The organism is Paenibacillus sp. Mc5Re-14, assembly GCF_001049835.1.
Classification (GTDB): Bacteria; Bacillota; Bacilli; order Paenibacillales; family Paenibacillaceae; genus Paenibacillus; species Paenibacillus polymyxa_C.
Window position 1 is genome coordinate 2325648 of the sequence record NZ_CVPD01000001.1, and the last position, 16430, is coordinate 2342077.

The following is a 16430-nucleotide window of genomic DNA, read 5'->3' on the forward strand; positions in this document are numbered from 1 at the left end:
CAAATGGACTATCCGGATTTTTTGCAGCGTTTGCATGAGGGTATTTCGGAGCCGTCCGGCAGTGGACGGAACAAACAGATTATCACATTCGATAAGCCTCACCAATACCAGGAATGTCTGTCCTATCTCAGGAAGCTGAAACCTGAGCTTGTGGGATTACGGCAAGTACAACCGGCTAGGCTAATCCGTGCTCTCATCGCTCCGCTTGCAGGGGGAGACAGGCTGGGCAAATATCACCACGGTGTTACCGTTGAAGAAGATACCCGCATAAAGGTTCACGCAGAAACGGCTTATATGCCGAAAGCAGAGAAAAACCTTTCCATGCCATGGGGAGTTAAACAGGTACGTGCATACAAGGCTTGGCCTTCCTCGACAGGGAATAGGGTCAGAATCGGTGTGATCGACACAGGAGCGGATTTTCATCATCCTGATCTTCGCCATTCCCTCGCCAGAGGTATCAATTTGTTGAACCGGACCATGCTACCCTATGACGACAATGGCCACGGTACTCATATTGCTGGAACCATCGCGGCATCTAATTATGATGAAGGTATGGTTGGCGTAGCACCACGGGCTTTAATTCATCCTGTAAAAGCATTTGATCATAATGGAGCCGCCTATGTCTCTGACATCATTCTCGGTATCGACTGGTGCGTATTAAATCGTGTCGATATTATTAATATGAGCTTTGGCATGAAGTCGCGCAGCAAGGCACTACTTGATATGGTGAATAAAGCATATCATAACGGCATTGTAATCGTAGCTTCCTCGGGAAATGAGGGCAAGCGTCGAAGTATTGACTATCCAGCCCGCTATTCCCAGACGATTTCAGTCGGAGCTACCGACAAATACAGACGTATCGCTCCTTTCAGCAATCGGGGGCAATTCGTAGACGTGTATGCACCTGGTGAGAAGATCAGATCCTCCTGGATTCATGGAAAGCATCATGAAATGAGCGGCACCTCTATGGCTACTTCCCATGTGACCGGGAGCATCGCACTTCTCCTTTCACTGAAACCGGAGCTGGAGCCTGGAGAAATTAAAGCACTGCTTAAACGCACCGCCACACCGCTACGCCTTCGTAAAAGCGCCGGACGCAGTTCCATCTCCACCAAGCTTGGAGAAGTGGATGCCTTCCGATTGATGCAGGAGGGCACAAAGTGAACCACGATCTGATGATACTAAACCTCTATCGTTGAACCTGGCTCCACAGAATGAACTTCTCTGGCAGGACCTCCATGTGCATTATTTTCTTCTCTTATCAACACATCACGTACAAGGTCGGTCTGCGGTTTTGGTGCATGAACGAGTACAGCCTGTTTGCTAGGCAGATCCTTCAACATTTGCCTCACATCCGATAATCCCTGATGCACCTTGTAAGTCAAATGCTGAGCTATACAGATGTCATTGGAGTCCGCACGTTCTAACAGATGCTTTCCAAAAGAACCATTGGAAGCATGACCGGTCAATATCACACTGTTCCTAATGTTTTCTCCGCTGTCCATATCATTCAGCATATGGCGGTTATCCGACAGATATTGATAATACCAACGTGCCTGCGGGGAATCCATCATGCCATCCCTTGTTACAATAATAGTGGCCGTGTTCCGTTCTAGCAGACTTATTCGTTCCGCAGCATCACGAGGCACGAACACCCTGTCACTATTTAACACATGTTTTATTCGCGTGGAAGCTCCCGGCCGTAGCCACTCTCTCCAGCGATTTAACTGTTTCAATCCGTGCCACAGGTCAGGCTCTACAATTATTGCTTGTTCAGGGAATTGCTCACTGGCCCATACGATCAACTCCTGTCCTCTGCCAAAGGCAGGCACTGGCAACAACACATGACCGCCAGACCGTAATATCTGCTCCATCTCGACCCTCAGCCGCTCCAGCTTAACAGGCTGCGGGTCTATATCCATGCCATAGGCATTGTCCATGATAGATATGTCCACTAGATAGGACTGTGGCTTGCATTCAGGAAGGTCATCTATCCCCTCCCCCATACACAAGTCCGGTGCATCGGCAGCAAGCAACTCAGACTCACGGCTATAGTCTCCAGAAAAGAACAACCGCTTCCCTTCCATTTCTATGATATACCACACTGCACCAGCCAAATGTCCACTGCGTCCCCACATCATTCTCACACCCGGACAAGCTTTACACCACACTCCTGAAGGCGCTTCGTCTTCTAGATAGCGATAGGTAATGGATTGGATATCCTGTTCACTGTAAGGCAATTCACCACCTCTCGATTCAACATAAGTCTGCCAGGAGCGAAAATAGGAGCCCAGCTGCTCAGCGGTGGCCTTGGTCGTCCAGACCTCTCCCCGGTATCCGTACTTGTACAGTAAGGGGAGCGCCATGGAATGATCCTCATGTGCATGAGACAGCAAAACAGTAGTTAGCTCCTTCACCTTCTGTGGCGGAAAAATCGGATATTGCCCGATTCCTTCCTTTTTTACGCCACAATCCAGCATGATACGATGCTGCTTTCCTTCAAAAACATAACAGGAGCGGCCATGTTCGCCTGCTCCGCCCCAAATCCTAAGCTTGGTCATCATCATTTCCACTTTCTTCGCGAGTTTAAGCTTTCCATTAAGATTAGTAGCAGTGTGGTCAACCCAACCGATATAACAGCCATCGCCATGCCAAGCGACACCTGTCCCTGCTCAAACTGGGCAAATATATAGGTTGCAGACGTCTGGACGGACGGCGGTAAAATCAGCAATGATCCTACCAGCTCCCGTGAAGCAATGGTAAAGGTCATCATCCAACCAGCGAGCATCCCCGGTGCAATTAGCGGCAATACAATCCGGCGGAATATGTAAGACGGTCGCCCACCAAATACCTGTCCCGCCTGAAAAAGAGTATGATCCACCTGTGTAAAAGCGCTTTTGACATACTGAACCGTATAAGGGACAAACAAAATAACATACGTCAGAATGACCATGCCGTATGTGTTATACAACGGAATCGGCATCCACGGCGAGTTCCACCACAAAATCAGACCCACCACCATAACAATTCCCGGCACTGTATTCGGAAGCAAGCTGAATGCATCAACTGTCTGTTGAATTTTCGTGCGTGAGCCACCGATAACCAGCGCAAACCAGGTCCCCAGCACCACAGCAATCGTCGATGCACCCAAAGAGAGAAATACACTGTTCAGTAGCGCTTCCATGCTTTCTGAGCCCCACGACAGCAGTTCCTTGTAATAGTCGAGTGTAAGATTGTTCCATGCCAGTCCGATTCCCCGCAGCTTCATGGAGGAGGCCGCGATAATTGAAAAGTAAGGGATACCAATAGCTGCGATGAGCAGCAATAGGATGAATGCGACACTCAGTGCTGTAGTCCAGCTGGATACACGAAGACGAGAAGGTCGCGAACCTTTACCCCCTACCAGCCTGTATGTGAACTTTCGATTGATCACCGATTGCACATACCACATAAGCAGGCAGGCCGTTAACAACACCGAAGCCATTGATGTTGCTTTGCCAAAATCAATGGGCCAGCTGGAAATATATTTGTGAATTTCAGAAGTCATGACCTCATACCCGATACGGCGCCCAAAGGTAGCGGGTGTGCCAAACTCAGCAATCGTTTTAACGAAAATGAGCAGCGCACCCATTCCGTATGCCGATAACAGCAACGGTAAAATGATTCGACGGAACCTGTACAGAAATCCCCCGCCCATGACCGCACCTGCCTCTTCCAGACTCCCGCCAATCCTCACCAGCGCCCCGCGCAGCAGCAGGTACAAGAATGGAAACAGATGCAGGCTCATGATCATCACCATGCCACCAAGGCTGAAAAAGGAAGCCGTTAAGAAATGCAGGTCCGGGAACAACTGTTCCAGATACCCGTTTTTTTGCATAAACAGAATCCATCCCATGGACCCGATATAGGGCGGAGTCATAAACGGAATCAGCAGCACGACATCCAACCAGCGCCAGTGTGCAAGTCGGGTGTTGGACATGATCCAGGCTAGCGGAAGTGCAAGGGCAGTCGTTCCTGCAATTACGCAGATGCCTAGCCAAATTGAGCTGAATAGCACTCCTGCAAATTGAGAAGCAGCTAACGTTCGAAAAGGCGCTGCCCATTGAAATTTCCCTTCAACATACACACTTTGGATGAAGATTTGCAGCAATGGCAGCAAAATTAGGAAAAGAAGCGCGATCAGAGCAAGTATCAGGGACCATCCCCTGATGTGTTTAACAGACAAACCTCCCATCGGCTTATTTGAACTTTTGCGTGAACTTTTCCGTCACGTCTGATCCGTGCTCACCCATCCATTCCCAATTGGTTTTCAGCAATGGGATCTCATCCAGGTTGGCACGCTTGTCAGCTTTGATATCCGTGCGTCCAGGGAGTAGGGAAGCATCTGCTACTAGTTTTTGTGCCTCGTCCGACAACAGATAGTCAATGAACGCTTTGGCATTTTGTTCATGCTGTGTGGACTTGAGGATTGCGGCAGGACGCGGACTAATAACCGTTCCCTCTGTCGGATAGACGATGTCAATCGGCTCGCCTTTGGCTTTAGCCTTGTAGGTCATATAATCGACCGCAGCGACGACTACACCTTTAGCCCCCGTAATCACTGGATCTAGCGCTTCCTGATTGGCACCGGCCATGGCCACACCGTTTGCCTTGTACTGCTCAAACAACGTCCAGCCTCCATCGCCCTTGGCGCTCAGATAGCCTGTCATAAAATCCAACGCTGAGCCGGACAGCGATGGGTCGGGGATGTTAACCTGATCCTTGTACTCAGGCTTCGCTAAATCGCACCATGAAGTAGGTGGTGTCTTCACTAACTTTGTGTTATATGCAATACCTAGAGCAGAAGCACTGGTGCTAAAATAGTTGCCCTCCTTATCGGACCAGTCTGGGTTTAGCTTTTCCGCATTTTTGGCATCTGGATAGGGGAGCGTGAGTCCTTCCTTTTTCAAGCCTTGCACAGACGGAAGTGATGCTAGCACAACCACGTCCGCTACCGGATTCGTTTTCTCCGCTTCCATGCGGGCTAAAATCTTACCTGTCGTTCCCTGGAATAACTCTACCTTAACTCCACTCTGCGCCTCATACCCCGCTACCAGCTTTTTCGCCAGTCCATCCGGGCCTGCGCTGTAAACAACCAGCTTCTGATCGGTGGACGCCGCTGCTCCCGCTGGTTTTGCTGTTCCATCTGCTTGTGCCCCATTCTTCGATGTCGTAGCCGTTCCGCAGCCTGCCACAGCCAGTCCAAAAGTCAATGTTAAAGCAAGCATAGCCCCTTTTTTCCATCCTGTACGAAAAACACGCCTATTCATCATCTTATATAACCCCTTTTCCCTATGTTTCAAGTTGGTGGATGTATTGCGGTGATACCCAAATATGCATTTGTTCGCCTATGGGCAAGCGGGTGGAGTGATACGCAGTCCATTGCTCACCGTTTTCGGCTAATAGACGGATTTCATAGCGGTCGCCAACATAGCTGACATGCAGGATCTCTACTGTAAAAGTGTGCTGATCCGCTTGCTCCTGTTCCCAACGGACATGTTCAGGCCGAAAAAGTGTCCGTTCCAACTCGATCCAGTTGGATTTGCCGATAAACCTTGCCACCTCTGAATGAGCTGGACGACTATAGATCACCTCTGGTGTTCCGGTCTGCAAAATATGTCCACTTTTCATAACGACCACTTCATCAGACATGGACATGGCCTCGATCTGATCATGGGTGACGTATAGGGCGGTTAGCCCCAAATCGCGCACAAGCGATATCATCTCAATGCGCATCTCCTCCCGTAGTACGGCATCCAGTGCACTAAGCGGCTCGTCGAACAAAACCAGTCGAGGCCGGATAGCAACTGCTCTTGCAAAAGCAACCCGCTGCTGCTGACCACCGGATAGTTGATGAGGGTAACGATCCTCCAGCCCTGACAACCTCACCTTATCGAGCGCCTCCAGCACCACTGCCCGCAGTTCCTTGCCTTGAGCGTTAACAGCCCTTTTCCCCCGTTTGCTCGCTCGCAAGCCGAAGGCCACATTTTCAAACACCGTCATATGCGGCCACAGCGCGAAATCTTGAAAGACCATACCAAAGTGGCGGAGATGTGTGGGAACATCCTTTTTGCGTTCAGCTGAAAAGAGAATTTCCTCTCCCATCGTGATTGTGCCGATATCCGGTGTCTCCAGACCAGCAATCAAGCGCAAGAGCGTCGTCTTCCCACAGCCGGACGGTCCGAGCAATGTGGTGAATTTACCCTGTCGTACGACTAGATTCGTCTCATGCAACGCGGTGGTTTGGCTGAAGGTTTTACTTACTCCGCGAATATATAGATCCTGATTCATCACATTACCTGCCTGTTCTTATGACTGACCCCAGTGTAAAACTTGAATTCGCAACCTGTGTTATTGGAAAGTTAAAACAAAATTAATTATTTCAATGAATTGTGTTAACACTCATAGATTTAATCTATATAGAGGCGATTGATGCTGCTGCCCAAAGAATAAGCATGATTGTTCGATCAAACTGAAAGCGAGGCATTCTAAGTGAACTTAAGTCTTCTAAAGTTACATATTGTAGAGCTGCTGAACAAGCACCATAAAATTACCACCGTAGCCGAGCTTCTCGGCCTAAAGCAACCTACTGTTACTTTTCATATGAAAAATCTGGAACGTGAATTCGGAGTAAAGCTGTTTGACACACGTATGGGCAAAATCATCCTGACGGATGCCGGAAATGCCCTACTGCACTATGCCACCAAGATTAATGCACTTGCGGCTGAGGCCGAGCGGGTTGTCCGTGAGTTCGATACACTCCAACGAGGCAGCATACGTATTGGCGCAAGCTATGTACCTGCTACCTATCTGCTTCCTGCCGTGCTGCATCGGTTTGCCCGCGAGCATCCGGGCATTCACATCGCCTTATCCGTGAAAACAGCGCCCGTGATCAAGGACATGCTTGCTCGCCACGAAATTGACCTTGGCATTATTTCGGCAGAGCCGTTTCAATCCCCCACGCTGCTCTCAGAATCCTTGGGGGAAGATGAACTGGTGCTCATCTGCTCACCCACTCATCCGCTCGCTAGCGAAACCGATTTGACATCCGAGCGTATCGCTTCTTCCTCTTTTGTATTGCATGGAAAGGATTCCAGCACACGCCACGCGACTGACAAATGGCTAGAGCGCGGGAGGCGCCGGCTTCCATCCTATCTGGAATTGGATTCACTGGAGGCCATCAAGCAGGCGGTTATGCTGGGAGAACACATCTCCTTTGTCTCTCGTATTGCTGTTCAATCAGAGGTTGAACGGGGTTTACTGGTTGTAAGGCCTATTCCGGGACAGCCTGTTGAAAGGCACATTTATATGGTCAGCAACAGAGATCGTCATCGCTCTGCGCTGATCCACAGATTCACTGAATATTTATGATGGAACCAAGATTAAATCTTAGCTGTCATATAAAAATTATGGCATTTTTTAACCGGAGTACCCTCTTGTCTTGACATACGACTGACAAAATACCCGTAAAGTGAAGCGTGTAACCTATTCGGACGAACAGGAGAGGATAAAATGAAAACAAGCCTGCGTATCACTAAATTCATGTCAGTAGTAACTCTGAGTGCAGTACTGCTCGCAACAGGATGGAAAGGTGCAGAGCCCGTACAAGCGGCTGCCAATGCCACGCCAAGCTATGAGGTTAAGCTGCTGCTGGATACAGCTCAGGTCCTCAATGCGGATGGCTCTTTAAAAAGCGGCATCGTAAATGAGTTCGGAATTAGCGAAGATGCGCAACGATTAAGCGTCGAGTTTTTTGATACAGACTCCTTGCAATTGAATGACGAGGGCTGGAACGTTAGATTTCGCAAAAAAGAGGATAAAAAAAACTATGAGTTAACCTACAAAAAGCGCTATGCGATCACAAACGGGAATATCGATGCAGCACTCACCCAAGCGAATAAAGAAGGTTTCAGTGCCTCTGATGATAATTATGAGGCTGAGGTGGATTGGGGATACAGCAAGCAGACATTAAGCTTTTCCAATGACAAGAAAACAAACGCCTCCAAAGGATTAGCTCTGCCTTCCCCGGATCAGGCGTTAAAACAATTACAGGACAATCTTCCGGGCAAGCTGCAAAACTGGAAAAGCAGCAACTGGGGCAAACATACCTTGGCAAACTCCAGAGTACGCGGTCCTGTACAGGTCAGCAAATATGAGGGCAGCTTTCAGGGCTTGGATACTGACCTTGAAGTATGGCCTATTCGTAGCGCAAACGGATCGGGTACCGACAATATCATCGAAATCTCCTTCAAAACTTCGGATTACAATACTGCCGCAAGCAACCGTGCCAAGCTGATTAACCTGCTACAATCCAAAGGATGGCTGATTCCTGCCGATTCTCTGAAAACGAATCTGGTACTGGAACGCTATTAAGCACTCGAACCTAAAAAGTACTCAAACCTAAAAAAGGAACCGAACGGGCCTCCCTATAGAGGGCAGCACGAACGGTTCCTTTTTACTAATATACATATGACTACAGGGTCATTATGTTGCAGTTTTTTACTTACATACGTTCCGGTGCAGACACACCCACCAGCTTCAGTACATTAGCAATGGTCGTGCGGACCGCGCCAAACAAGGCCAAGCGAGCTTGCGTTTGAGCGGCATCCTCCGTGATGACACGCTCTGCCTTATAGTAGCTGTGGAACATGGATGCCAGCTCGTAGACATAGCGAATCATGCGATGCGGCGCAAAGTTTGCAGCTGCCACCGATACTTCCTCTGGCAACTCGCCAATTTTGCGTAACAGATCGTATTCATGCTCAGCCGTCAGCTTCGACAAGTCAACTTCTGCCAATGGCAGTACAGCAATACCCTGCTCTTCGGCTTGACGATATACGCTGCATGCACGTGCGTGTGCATATTGCACGTAGAATACCGGATTCTCATTGGAAGTGGAAATCGCCAAATCCATATCAAAATCCAGATGTGAGTCCATACTACGCATGGTGAAGAAGTAACGGATCGCGTCTACGCCCACTTCTTCCATCAGATCCTCCATCGTTACGGCCTTGCCAGTACGCTTGGACATTTTTACTTTTTCCCCGTTTTGGAACAAGCTGACCATTTGGGCAATCAGTACTTTAAGCTTATCCGGGTCATTGCCCAGTGCTTCCATTGCCGCTTTCATTCGTGGAATATAGCCGTGGTGATCCGCTCCCCAGATGTTGATGATCGTGTCATACCCACGAGCATATTTGTCGCGGTGATAGGCGATATCCGGAGTCAGGTACGTATAAGTGCCGTCATTTTTGATCAATACACGGTCTTTATCGTCGCCATACTTGGTCGTGTTCAGCCAAGTAGCTCCGTCCTTATCATAAATTTCCTCACGGTCACGCAGCTCATTCAGCGCTTTAAGCACTTCACCGTTATCATACAGTGATGTTTCACTAAACCAGGAATCAAAAGGTACACGGAACCGCTCCAGATCACGCTTGATCTTATTCAGTTCCTTTTCCAAACCGTATTCACGGAAATAAGCGGCACGATCTCCCGGTTCCATGGACAACAGAGAATCGCCCTTCTCAGCCACCAGTTCCTTCGCAAACCCGATGATGTCCTCACCATGGTATCCGTCCTCCGGCATCTCTGCAGGCTGTCCCAGCTCCTGCAAATAACGCGCTTCAATGGAACGGCTCATATTGTAAATCTGGTTCCCCGCATCATTAATGTAATATTCACGAGTGACTTGATATCCTGCAAAATCAAGCACGTTACAGAGCGCATCCCCTACGGCTGCACCACGTGCATGACCCAAGTGAAGACTCCCCGTCGGATTGGCACTGACAAATTCGATCTGTACCTTTTTGCCTGCACCTACCTGTACACGTCCGTAATCTGCTCCTTGCTCCTGTACTTGTCCAATCACTGCATAGAGGTAGCTCTTGTTCAGGCGAAAGTTAATAAAGCCCGGTCCGGCGATTTCTGCACTTTCAATAGAAGCGGAAGCTAAGTCCATATTTGCGATCAAATCTTCAGCGATTTGACGCGGATTCTTCTTCGCAATGCGAGTGAGCTGCATTGCTACGTTGGTAGCTAAGTCACCATGTGACTTGTCCTTAGGCACCTCCAGCGTAATCGTCGGCAGCTCTTCACGGCTCACGATTCCGGTAGCCAGCACCGCTGCCTCGATTGCTGAGGTCACCTTTTGATTAATAAGTTCCAGTGGATTGCTTGTCATGATTGTTGCTCCTCCTGTATATGCAAACTAATGGCAAAATGCCCCGAGAAATCCTCAAATACGTACAGATCATAGGTCCAGCTCACATGTCCGGTGAATCCATCCATCCGAATATCGAGCTTCTGCGTATGCGCAGACATGTTCAGGTTTAAATAAGGCGAGCGGTAAAATCCAGGCAACCTGCGTCCCAGCGCGAACGACTGCTCCGATTGTACCTCACCGTGACGAATCAGCTTTAGCTCATCTGGTCCGATCTTGACTGTGTTCCGTGTCGTACCGCCCTCAGGACTCTCTTGCGGCTCTTCGTACCTTATATATAGATGCTTCCCGCGAACGATTGCTTCTCCAGGAAGCTCCTGTACCACATCTTCTCCGTCATGATGACTATGAAGACGGATTCGAACCTTTGCATTGTGTGGCATGTGTTCAAACTCCATTCTATCGCTATCCTACTGTACTACTATATCCAGTTCCCGATTGCAATTCAAATGAGTTTTTACAAAAAGATGCTTTCACACTTAAAAAATTCAACTACTGTAGGTCAGCAGCACTGGATGCCTGGCTAAAACTTTCAATGAACCGGGAAGCCAATGAAGACATGTATTTATCCTTCAACCAGACAGCCGCCACACGAGTGTGCAATTCTTCACAACTAATTTCCTTAGCGATTAAATGATTATTGCTGCCTAAAGATAAAGCGGAGCGCGAAATCATGCCAATACCCAGCCCTTCATTGGCCCAATGAAGCGTAGTGCGGGCATCGTCATTTTTGCAAAAGATATTGGGCTCAAAGCCATGCTTCATACAGGTATCGTGAATCAATTGCTCAAAACGGCGATATATAATGAGTGGTCTGTTCTTCAACTCAGCCAATGAAATGGTCTTCTTTTCGGGATTCCAATCATATTCTTCCGTCATCACTGCTATCATCGGCTCAGTGGACGCATATCTACACCCTAAACCGGCGGTATTAAAAGGGGTTCTGACGATACCGACCTCTACAATTCCTTTGTTCAAAAGATCGAGAATCCTGAAGGTATTCCCCTCATGTATTTCAAATTTTACACCCGCATAGGTTTTATGAAATTCGGAAAGCCTGTCTTTCATTAGGGTCGCCCCAGAGGAAGAAACCGTCCCAATGGTGAGCGTCCCCTTCATCCCCATGGCAAAATCGTTTATTTCCCTTGTCGTAGCATCCGTCAGCTCCAAAATCTGCTTGGCCCTGTTCCGTAAAATGATTCCGGCCTCTGTCAATTGAATGCTTCGTGAGCCTCGATGCACAAGCTTTACACCAAGCTCTTCCTCCAGCTGCATAAGCTGTTGACTTAAGGGAGGCTGTGCGATTTGCAGTTTTTTGGCTGCCGCTGTAATCTGTCCAGCATCTGCAATCGCTAAAAAATACTTGAGATGTCTCAATTCCATCATGAACCTCCGGTCCTGATATATGTAAAACCTATATCTCTAATATATATTAAATATTATTCATATGGTTGGGGATATGCCATAATCATATTCAGATATGCAATTATAATAGGAAAGTTTATACAATATTTAGGTTAGGTGATGGTTTATTTGCTGAAATTTGCTGTTTTTTTGAAACCTTATAAAAAGGAAACGATTCTTGGGCCTCTGTTTAAACTAATTGAGGCCATTCTGGAATTGTTGCTGCCTACTATGGTGGCTTTAATGATTAATCATGGCGTCGGTAAGGGAGACACCCATTATGTTTGGCAAATGGGTCTTTTGATGTTGCTCATGACTATACTGGGCTTTGGCAGTTCTCTCGTGTGTCAGTTTTACGCAGCCCGTGCTTCCCAAGGATTCGGAACCACACTGCGCAATACTATGTTTAAGCATATTTCATCGTTTTCTTATGCAGATCTTGATAAATTTGGTACGCCCTCTCTCATCAACCGAATTACGAATGATGTCAATCAGCTGCAAACGGCTGTAGCGATGTTGATTCGTCTGGTTATTCGTGCTCCTTTTATTTGTATCGGAGCGATCATCATGTCCATGATTCTGGACTTCCGCCTTGCTTTGGTGCTGTTGGCGGCTACACCCGTTCTGGCTTTGATCCTGTATGTGGTCATTACGAAGGCTTCTCCGCTGTACCGGCTATACCAGAAAAAGCTCGATAAAATCGCTCTGGTGCTAAGCGAGAATCTCACAGGTGTACGGGTTATACGTGCATTTGCCAAAAGAGGAGCTGAACGAGTAAAGTTCAATGCCGCCTCAGATGATCTCACCCAAACCGCTATTCGTGTCGGCCGGATTTCTGCTCTACTTAGCCCAGCCACCTTACTGGTGGTCAACGGAGCTATTATCGCCATTCTGTGGATCGGCGGTATCCATATCCAATATGGATCTCTTACACAAGGAGAGATTATTGCATTTATTAATTACATTACGCAGATTTTACTGGCCCTGATTGTGGTGACGAATCTCATTATTCTGTTCACCAAGGCGGCCACTTCAGCAGCGAGAATTCAGGAGGTTCTGGACACCGAAGCTTCGATTTCCGATACTGCCAATCCTGTATCATTAGACCAGGAAAGAACGAGTAAGACCGGCTCTGTACCAGCTATCTCCTTTGATCATGTCTCCTTTGGCTACAATAAGACAGGACAACTGGCACTTAGCGATGTAGTTGTAGACATTTATCCCGGTGAAACGGTTGGAATCATAGGAGGAACAGGCTCGGGAAAATCTACCTTCGTGAATCTGATTCCCCGCTTCTATGATGCAGTAGAAGGTTGTGTACAGGTCGATGGCATCGACGTACGGCATTATAAGCTGGAGCAATTGCGGCAGAAAATCGGGATTGTTCCACAGAAAGCACTGCTGTTCACTGGGACGATAGCGGATAATATCCGTTGGGGACATGAACATGCCACCGATGAGGAGGTCGCCCGGGCCGCAGCCATCGCGCAAGCGGATGAGTTTATTTCCAACTTGCCGAAAAAATTCGATGCCCCGATCACCCGAGGAGGACTTAATCTATCAGGCGGCCAGAAGCAGCGACTTACCATTGCCAGAGCTATTGTAGGCAATCCGGAAATTCTGATTTTGGACGATTCCTCAAGCGCACTTGATTTTGCAACTGACGCCGCCCTCCGGAAATCGCTACGGGAAAATAGCACCCGCATGACTGTCCTGCTGGTCTCGCAACGAGTAAGCAGTGTACAGCATGCCGATAAAATCATTGTATTTGATGAAGGCCGGATTGTCGGAATCGGCACACATGATCAGTTGATGAGCAGCTCGGAGGTATATCAGGAAATTAATCGCTCTCAGCTCTCAACGCAGGAGGTGGACCAATGAGTGGCAAGGAAACCTGGAGAAGATTGTTAACCTATGTCGGTCAATATAAAACAACAACATTTTGGGTCATCATCAGTGCGATTCTCAGCGTGCTTGCCAGTCTGGTCGGACCCTATATGATTGGCCGGGCTATCGACCATATGGTAAATCAGGGAGCGGTAGACTTTAGAGGTATCGCACAGATTCTATATGGACTAGGCGTTGTATATGTTGTAGGCAGTCTATTTAGCTGGTTGCTCACATATTTGACGAACCGCATTGCTTTTCAGACTGTAAATGATATGCGGCGCGAGTTATTCGATCATTTTAATATCCTTCCGTTAAGCTTTCATGACAATCATCCGCAAGGAGATAGCATTAGCCGTTTTGTGAACGATATGGATGCCGTATCGGATGGATTATTGCAGGGCTTTTCCACCTTGATCACCGGGTTGATTACCATTATTGGTTCGATTGTACTTATGCTGTATATCAGCCCAGTGATGACGTTGGTGGTATTGGTGTCTGCCCCAATCACATATGTCGTTGCACGGTTTATTACTACAAAATCGCAACGCATGTTCCGTGAACAGGCCAAAATTTTGGGAAGCTTGAACGGTTATGTGGAGGAAATGATCGGCGGACAGCGGGTAGTTACTGCCTTTCACTATGAAAACCGCTCGCTTGAGGAATTTTCCGCCAGAAACGAACAATTATATCAAGCCGGAGTGAAATCGCAGTTTTATGGATCTTTGTCCAACCCTTCCACTCGATTGGTCAACAACATGACTTTCTCCGTCACCGCTATGATTGGCTGTATTTCGATCATTTTGGGCGGGATTTCGGTAGGCGGTTTATCGAGTTTTCTCATTTACACCAATTTGTTCGCCAAGCCCTTTAATGAAATTACAGGTGTGCTGACTCAGTTTCAGGCCGCTACAGCTTCTGCTCAGCGTATATTTGCTATTTTGGATTCACCTCCGGAGCAACCGGAAAAGTCGAACGCCGTGCAGCCGGAGCGCAGTAAAGGTACAATTCTGTTTGAACATGTGAAATTTTCCTATAATCCGGAACGAACACTCATTACGAACTTTAGTTTGGAGGTCAAGCCAGGCACTCGCGTAGCTATTGTCGGACAGACCGGAGCAGGCAAAACAACACTCGTTAACCTGCTCATGCGCTTTTACGATGTGGACAGCGGTTCGATCTCCATCGACGGAGTGAATATAAACGATATGAGCCGGGACAGCCTACGTACTAACTTTGGTATGGTGCTTCAAGATACATGGCTGTTCAGCGGAACGATCCGGGACAATATCGCTTACGGAAAGCCAGAGGCCACGGACGAAGAAGTCATTGCGGCTGCGACAGCTGCCAATGCGCATAGCTTTATCAAGCGCCTGCCTCATGGTTACGATACGGTCATCAGTGGATCGGGCGATAGCCTGTCCCAAGGGCAAAGGCAGCTGCTCACTATCGCAAGGGTGATCCTCGTCGATCCACCTATGCTCATTCTGGATGAAGCTACCAGCAGTATAGACACCCTTACAGAAGCCCGGATCCAAAAGGCTTTTATGAAAATGATCGACGGACGCACCAGCTTTGTCATCGCCCACAGGCTATCAACCATCCGCGAAGCAGATCTGATTCTATACATGAAAAACGGCGATGTCGTCGAAAGTGGTACTCATGAAGGACTACTCGCAAGCGGTGGCCACTATGCCTCGCTCTATAACAGCCAGTTCACTACGGCTTAAAAAGGCTGAGCAGATACGGTCACATCAATAAGCTCAACGTCTTAAAAAAGCCAATTGCTTTTTAAGCAATTGGCTTTTTTATTTTTCTTTGATAAATCCCACCTTATATTATATAATAAAAACACGAACAAATGTTTCTATTCCATCTAAACCTTATGGTTTTGTGAGTGGCCAACATTTATGCATGGAGTTGCAGTTGGGAGGCTGAATATGGACATTAATGAATTTCAAAAGTGGGTAAAGCAATATTATCAGGATAGAAACTGGTCAGACTTGGATATCTTTGTCCGAATCGGTTTCCTGGCAGAGGAAACGGGGGAGGTTGCGAGAGCTATTCGCGCCCTGGAAATTGGCAGAGACCGGCCGGATGAGATCGACGGTTCATTCGAGGAGAACAAGGAACATTTAACCGAAGAACTTGGAGACGTACTGGGTAATCTCATCGTGATCGCCAACAAGTATGACATCACCTTGGAGGATATATTTCAAACACACCAGCAAAAACTTGCAAAAAGATATACATAAGGAGAATCTCATATGAAAAGTATCGCTGTTTTTTGCGGTTCCAGTAATGGAGCGTCTGAGGTTTATCGAGAGCATGCTGTTGCTCTGGGCAAGGCACTTGCCGAACAGGAAATAAGCCTGGTTTATGGAGGAGCAAATGTGGGTCTAATGGGTGCAGTGGCTGACGCAGCACTTCATGCAGGAGGTCGCGTCATTGGTGTGCTCCCTTACTTTTTGCAAAGCCGTGAAATTGCACATAATGGCCTGAGCAAATTAATCATTGTTGATTCCATGCACGAACGCAAATCTAAAATGGCAGAGATTGCGGACGGTTTCATTGCTTTACCAGGTGGTCCAGGTACGATGGAGGAATATTTTGAAATTTTCACATGGGCGCAATTAGGCTTGCATGAAAAGCCATGTGGGCTTTTAAATATTAACCATTATTACGATCCTCTTATTTCCTTGTTTGATCGTATGGCCGCGGAACAATTTATGCAGGAAAAATATCGTTCGATGGTAATTACGGATACGACTCCACAAGGAATCCTACATAAATTCACTAATTATACTCCTCCTTCCGTCAAAACATATCTTACGAGCAAACGGGTCTGACATTAGGAATGGCGCATCTCGATCAGCAG

Annotated in this window: 14 protein-coding genes; 7 read left to right on the plus strand and 7 right to left on the minus strand. The window is 47.7% G+C overall.

Features of this window, described 5'->3' with window-relative positions; genetic code table 11:
- Positions 1-3 precede the first annotated feature (3 nt).
- Positions 4-1164: a S8 family peptidase gene (locus BN1546_RS10635; RefSeq protein ID WP_064961915.1), complete on the plus strand. Its 1161-nt coding sequence runs from the start codon at positions 4-6 to the stop codon at positions 1162-1164.
- Positions 1165-1181: 17 nt separating this feature from the next.
- Here BN1546_RS10635 and BN1546_RS10640 read toward each other — a convergent pair whose 3' ends face one another.
- The 4 genes from BN1546_RS10640 to BN1546_RS10655 are packed head-to-tail and all read right to left on the minus strand — an operon-like array spanning position 1182 to position 6330.
- Positions 1182-2567, minus strand: a complete 1386-nt coding sequence (locus BN1546_RS10640) for an MBL fold metallo-hydrolase (protein ID WP_090737435.1) — start codon at positions 2565-2567, stop codon at positions 1182-1184.
- Complete coding sequence (locus BN1546_RS10645; RefSeq protein WP_090737437.1) at positions 2564-4234, minus strand: ABC transporter permease; 1671 nt, start codon at positions 4232-4234, stop codon at positions 2564-2566. Before BN1546_RS10645 ends, BN1546_RS10640 begins: the two co-directional genes overlap by 4 nt.
- A gap of 4 nt (positions 4235-4238) precedes the next feature.
- Entirely contained in the window at positions 4239-5312 is a 1074-nt protein-coding gene (locus BN1546_RS10650) for an ABC transporter substrate-binding protein (protein WP_090737439.1), read from the minus strand.
- A 19-nt stretch (positions 5313-5331) separates the two neighbouring features.
- Positions 5332-6330, minus strand: coding sequence for an ABC transporter ATP-binding protein (locus BN1546_RS10655; protein WP_090737441.1), 999 nt, complete (start codon positions 6328-6330; stop codon positions 5332-5334).
- A 201-nt stretch (positions 6331-6531) separates the two neighbouring features.
- On the opposite strand from BN1546_RS10655, the gene BN1546_RS10660 reads away from it, so the two are divergent.
- Positions 6532-7410 carry a LysR family transcriptional regulator gene (locus BN1546_RS10660; RefSeq protein ID WP_058711745.1) on the plus strand — a complete coding sequence of 293 codons (879 nt, stop codon included), beginning with the start codon at positions 6532-6534 and terminating at the stop codon, positions 7408-7410.
- A gap of 141 nt (positions 7411-7551) precedes the next feature.
- Positions 7552-8412, plus strand: a complete 861-nt coding sequence (locus tag BN1546_RS10665) for a hypothetical protein (protein ID WP_058831457.1) — start codon at positions 7552-7554, stop codon at positions 8410-8412.
- A 130-nt stretch (positions 8413-8542) separates the two neighbouring features.
- Here the strand turns inward: BN1546_RS10665 and argS are convergent, their stop codons facing one another.
- The 3 genes from argS to BN1546_RS10680 all read right to left on the minus strand — a co-directional run bounded on the left by argS (position 8543) and on the right by BN1546_RS10680 (position 11644).
- A complete protein-coding gene (gene argS, locus BN1546_RS10670) occupies positions 8543-10222 on the minus strand; it encodes an arginine--tRNA ligase (RefSeq protein ID WP_090737442.1) in 1680 nt (559 codons plus the stop codon).
- The gene (locus BN1546_RS10675; RefSeq protein WP_013368761.1) at positions 10219-10659 is read right to left on the minus strand and encodes a YwiB family protein; all 441 of its coding nucleotides are present in this window, start codon (positions 10657-10659) and stop codon (positions 10219-10221) included. Before BN1546_RS10675 ends, argS begins: the two co-directional genes overlap by 4 nt.
- Positions 10660-10753: 94 nt before the next feature.
- Positions 10754-11644, minus strand: a complete 891-nt coding sequence (locus BN1546_RS10680) for a LysR family transcriptional regulator (RefSeq protein ID WP_090737444.1) — start codon at positions 11642-11644, stop codon at positions 10754-10756.
- 150 nt (positions 11645-11794) lie between these two features.
- Between BN1546_RS10680 and BN1546_RS10685 the strand changes: the two genes are divergently transcribed.
- From BN1546_RS10685 to BN1546_RS10700, 4 genes are all read left to right on the plus strand, one after another.
- The gene (locus tag BN1546_RS10685; RefSeq protein WP_090737446.1) at positions 11795-13546 is read left to right on the plus strand and encodes an ABC transporter ATP-binding protein; all 1752 of its coding nucleotides are present in this window, start codon (positions 11795-11797) and stop codon (positions 13544-13546) included.
- On the plus strand, positions 13543-15282 hold the full coding sequence (locus tag BN1546_RS10690; RefSeq protein ID WP_090737448.1) for an ABC transporter ATP-binding protein: 1740 nt from the start codon (positions 13543-13545) through the stop codon (positions 15280-15282). Before BN1546_RS10685 ends, BN1546_RS10690 begins: the two co-directional genes overlap by 4 nt.
- Positions 15283-15492: 210 nt before the next feature.
- Positions 15493-15807 carry a MazG nucleotide pyrophosphohydrolase domain-containing protein gene (locus tag BN1546_RS10695; RefSeq protein WP_049825437.1) on the plus strand — a complete coding sequence of 105 codons (315 nt, stop codon included), beginning with the start codon at positions 15493-15495 and terminating at the stop codon, positions 15805-15807.
- 12 nt (positions 15808-15819) lie between these two features.
- A complete protein-coding gene (locus tag BN1546_RS10700; RefSeq protein WP_090737450.1) occupies positions 15820-16401 on the plus strand; it encodes an LOG family protein in 582 nt (193 codons plus the stop codon).
- Positions 16402-16430 lie beyond the last annotated feature (29 nt).

Excerpts from the sequence above, each read along its gene's own strand:
- BN1546_RS10655 (WP_090737441.1), bottom strand. The coding sequence starts at position 6,330 with ATGAATCAGGATCTATATATTCGCGGAGTAAGTAAAACCTTCAGCCAA.
- BN1546_RS10640 (WP_090737435.1), bottom strand. The coding sequence starts at position 2,567 with ATGATGATGACCAAGCTTAGGATTTGGGGCGGAGCAGGCGAACATGGC.
- BN1546_RS10635 (WP_064961915.1), top strand. The coding sequence starts at position 4 with ATGGACTATCCGGATTTTTTGCAGCGTTTGCATGAGGGTATTTCGGAG.
- BN1546_RS10690 (WP_090737448.1), top strand. The coding sequence starts at position 13,543 with ATGAGTGGCAAGGAAACCTGGAGAAGATTGTTAACCTATGTCGGTCAA.
- BN1546_RS10650 (WP_090737439.1), bottom strand. The coding sequence starts at position 5,312 with ATGATGAATAGGCGTGTTTTTCGTACAGGATGGAAAAAAGGGGCTATG.
- BN1546_RS10695 (WP_049825437.1), top strand. The coding sequence starts at position 15,493 with ATGGACATTAATGAATTTCAAAAGTGGGTAAAGCAATATTATCAGGAT.
- BN1546_RS10700 (WP_090737450.1), top strand. The coding sequence starts at position 15,820 with ATGAAAAGTATCGCTGTTTTTTGCGGTTCCAGTAATGGAGCGTCTGAG.
- BN1546_RS10680 (WP_090737444.1), bottom strand. The coding sequence starts at position 11,644 with ATGGAATTGAGACATCTCAAGTATTTTTTAGCGATTGCAGATGCTGGA.
- BN1546_RS10645 (WP_090737437.1), bottom strand. The coding sequence starts at position 4,234 with ATGGGAGGTTTGTCTGTTAAACACATCAGGGGATGGTCCCTGATACTT.
- BN1546_RS10665 (WP_058831457.1), top strand. The coding sequence starts at position 7,552 with ATGAAAACAAGCCTGCGTATCACTAAATTCATGTCAGTAGTAACTCTG.
- argS (WP_090737442.1), bottom strand. The coding sequence starts at position 10,222 with ATGACAAGCAATCCACTGGAACTTATTAATCAAAAGGTGACCTCAGCA.
- BN1546_RS10675 (WP_013368761.1), bottom strand. The coding sequence starts at position 10,659 with ATGGAGTTTGAACACATGCCACACAATGCAAAGGTTCGAATCCGTCTT.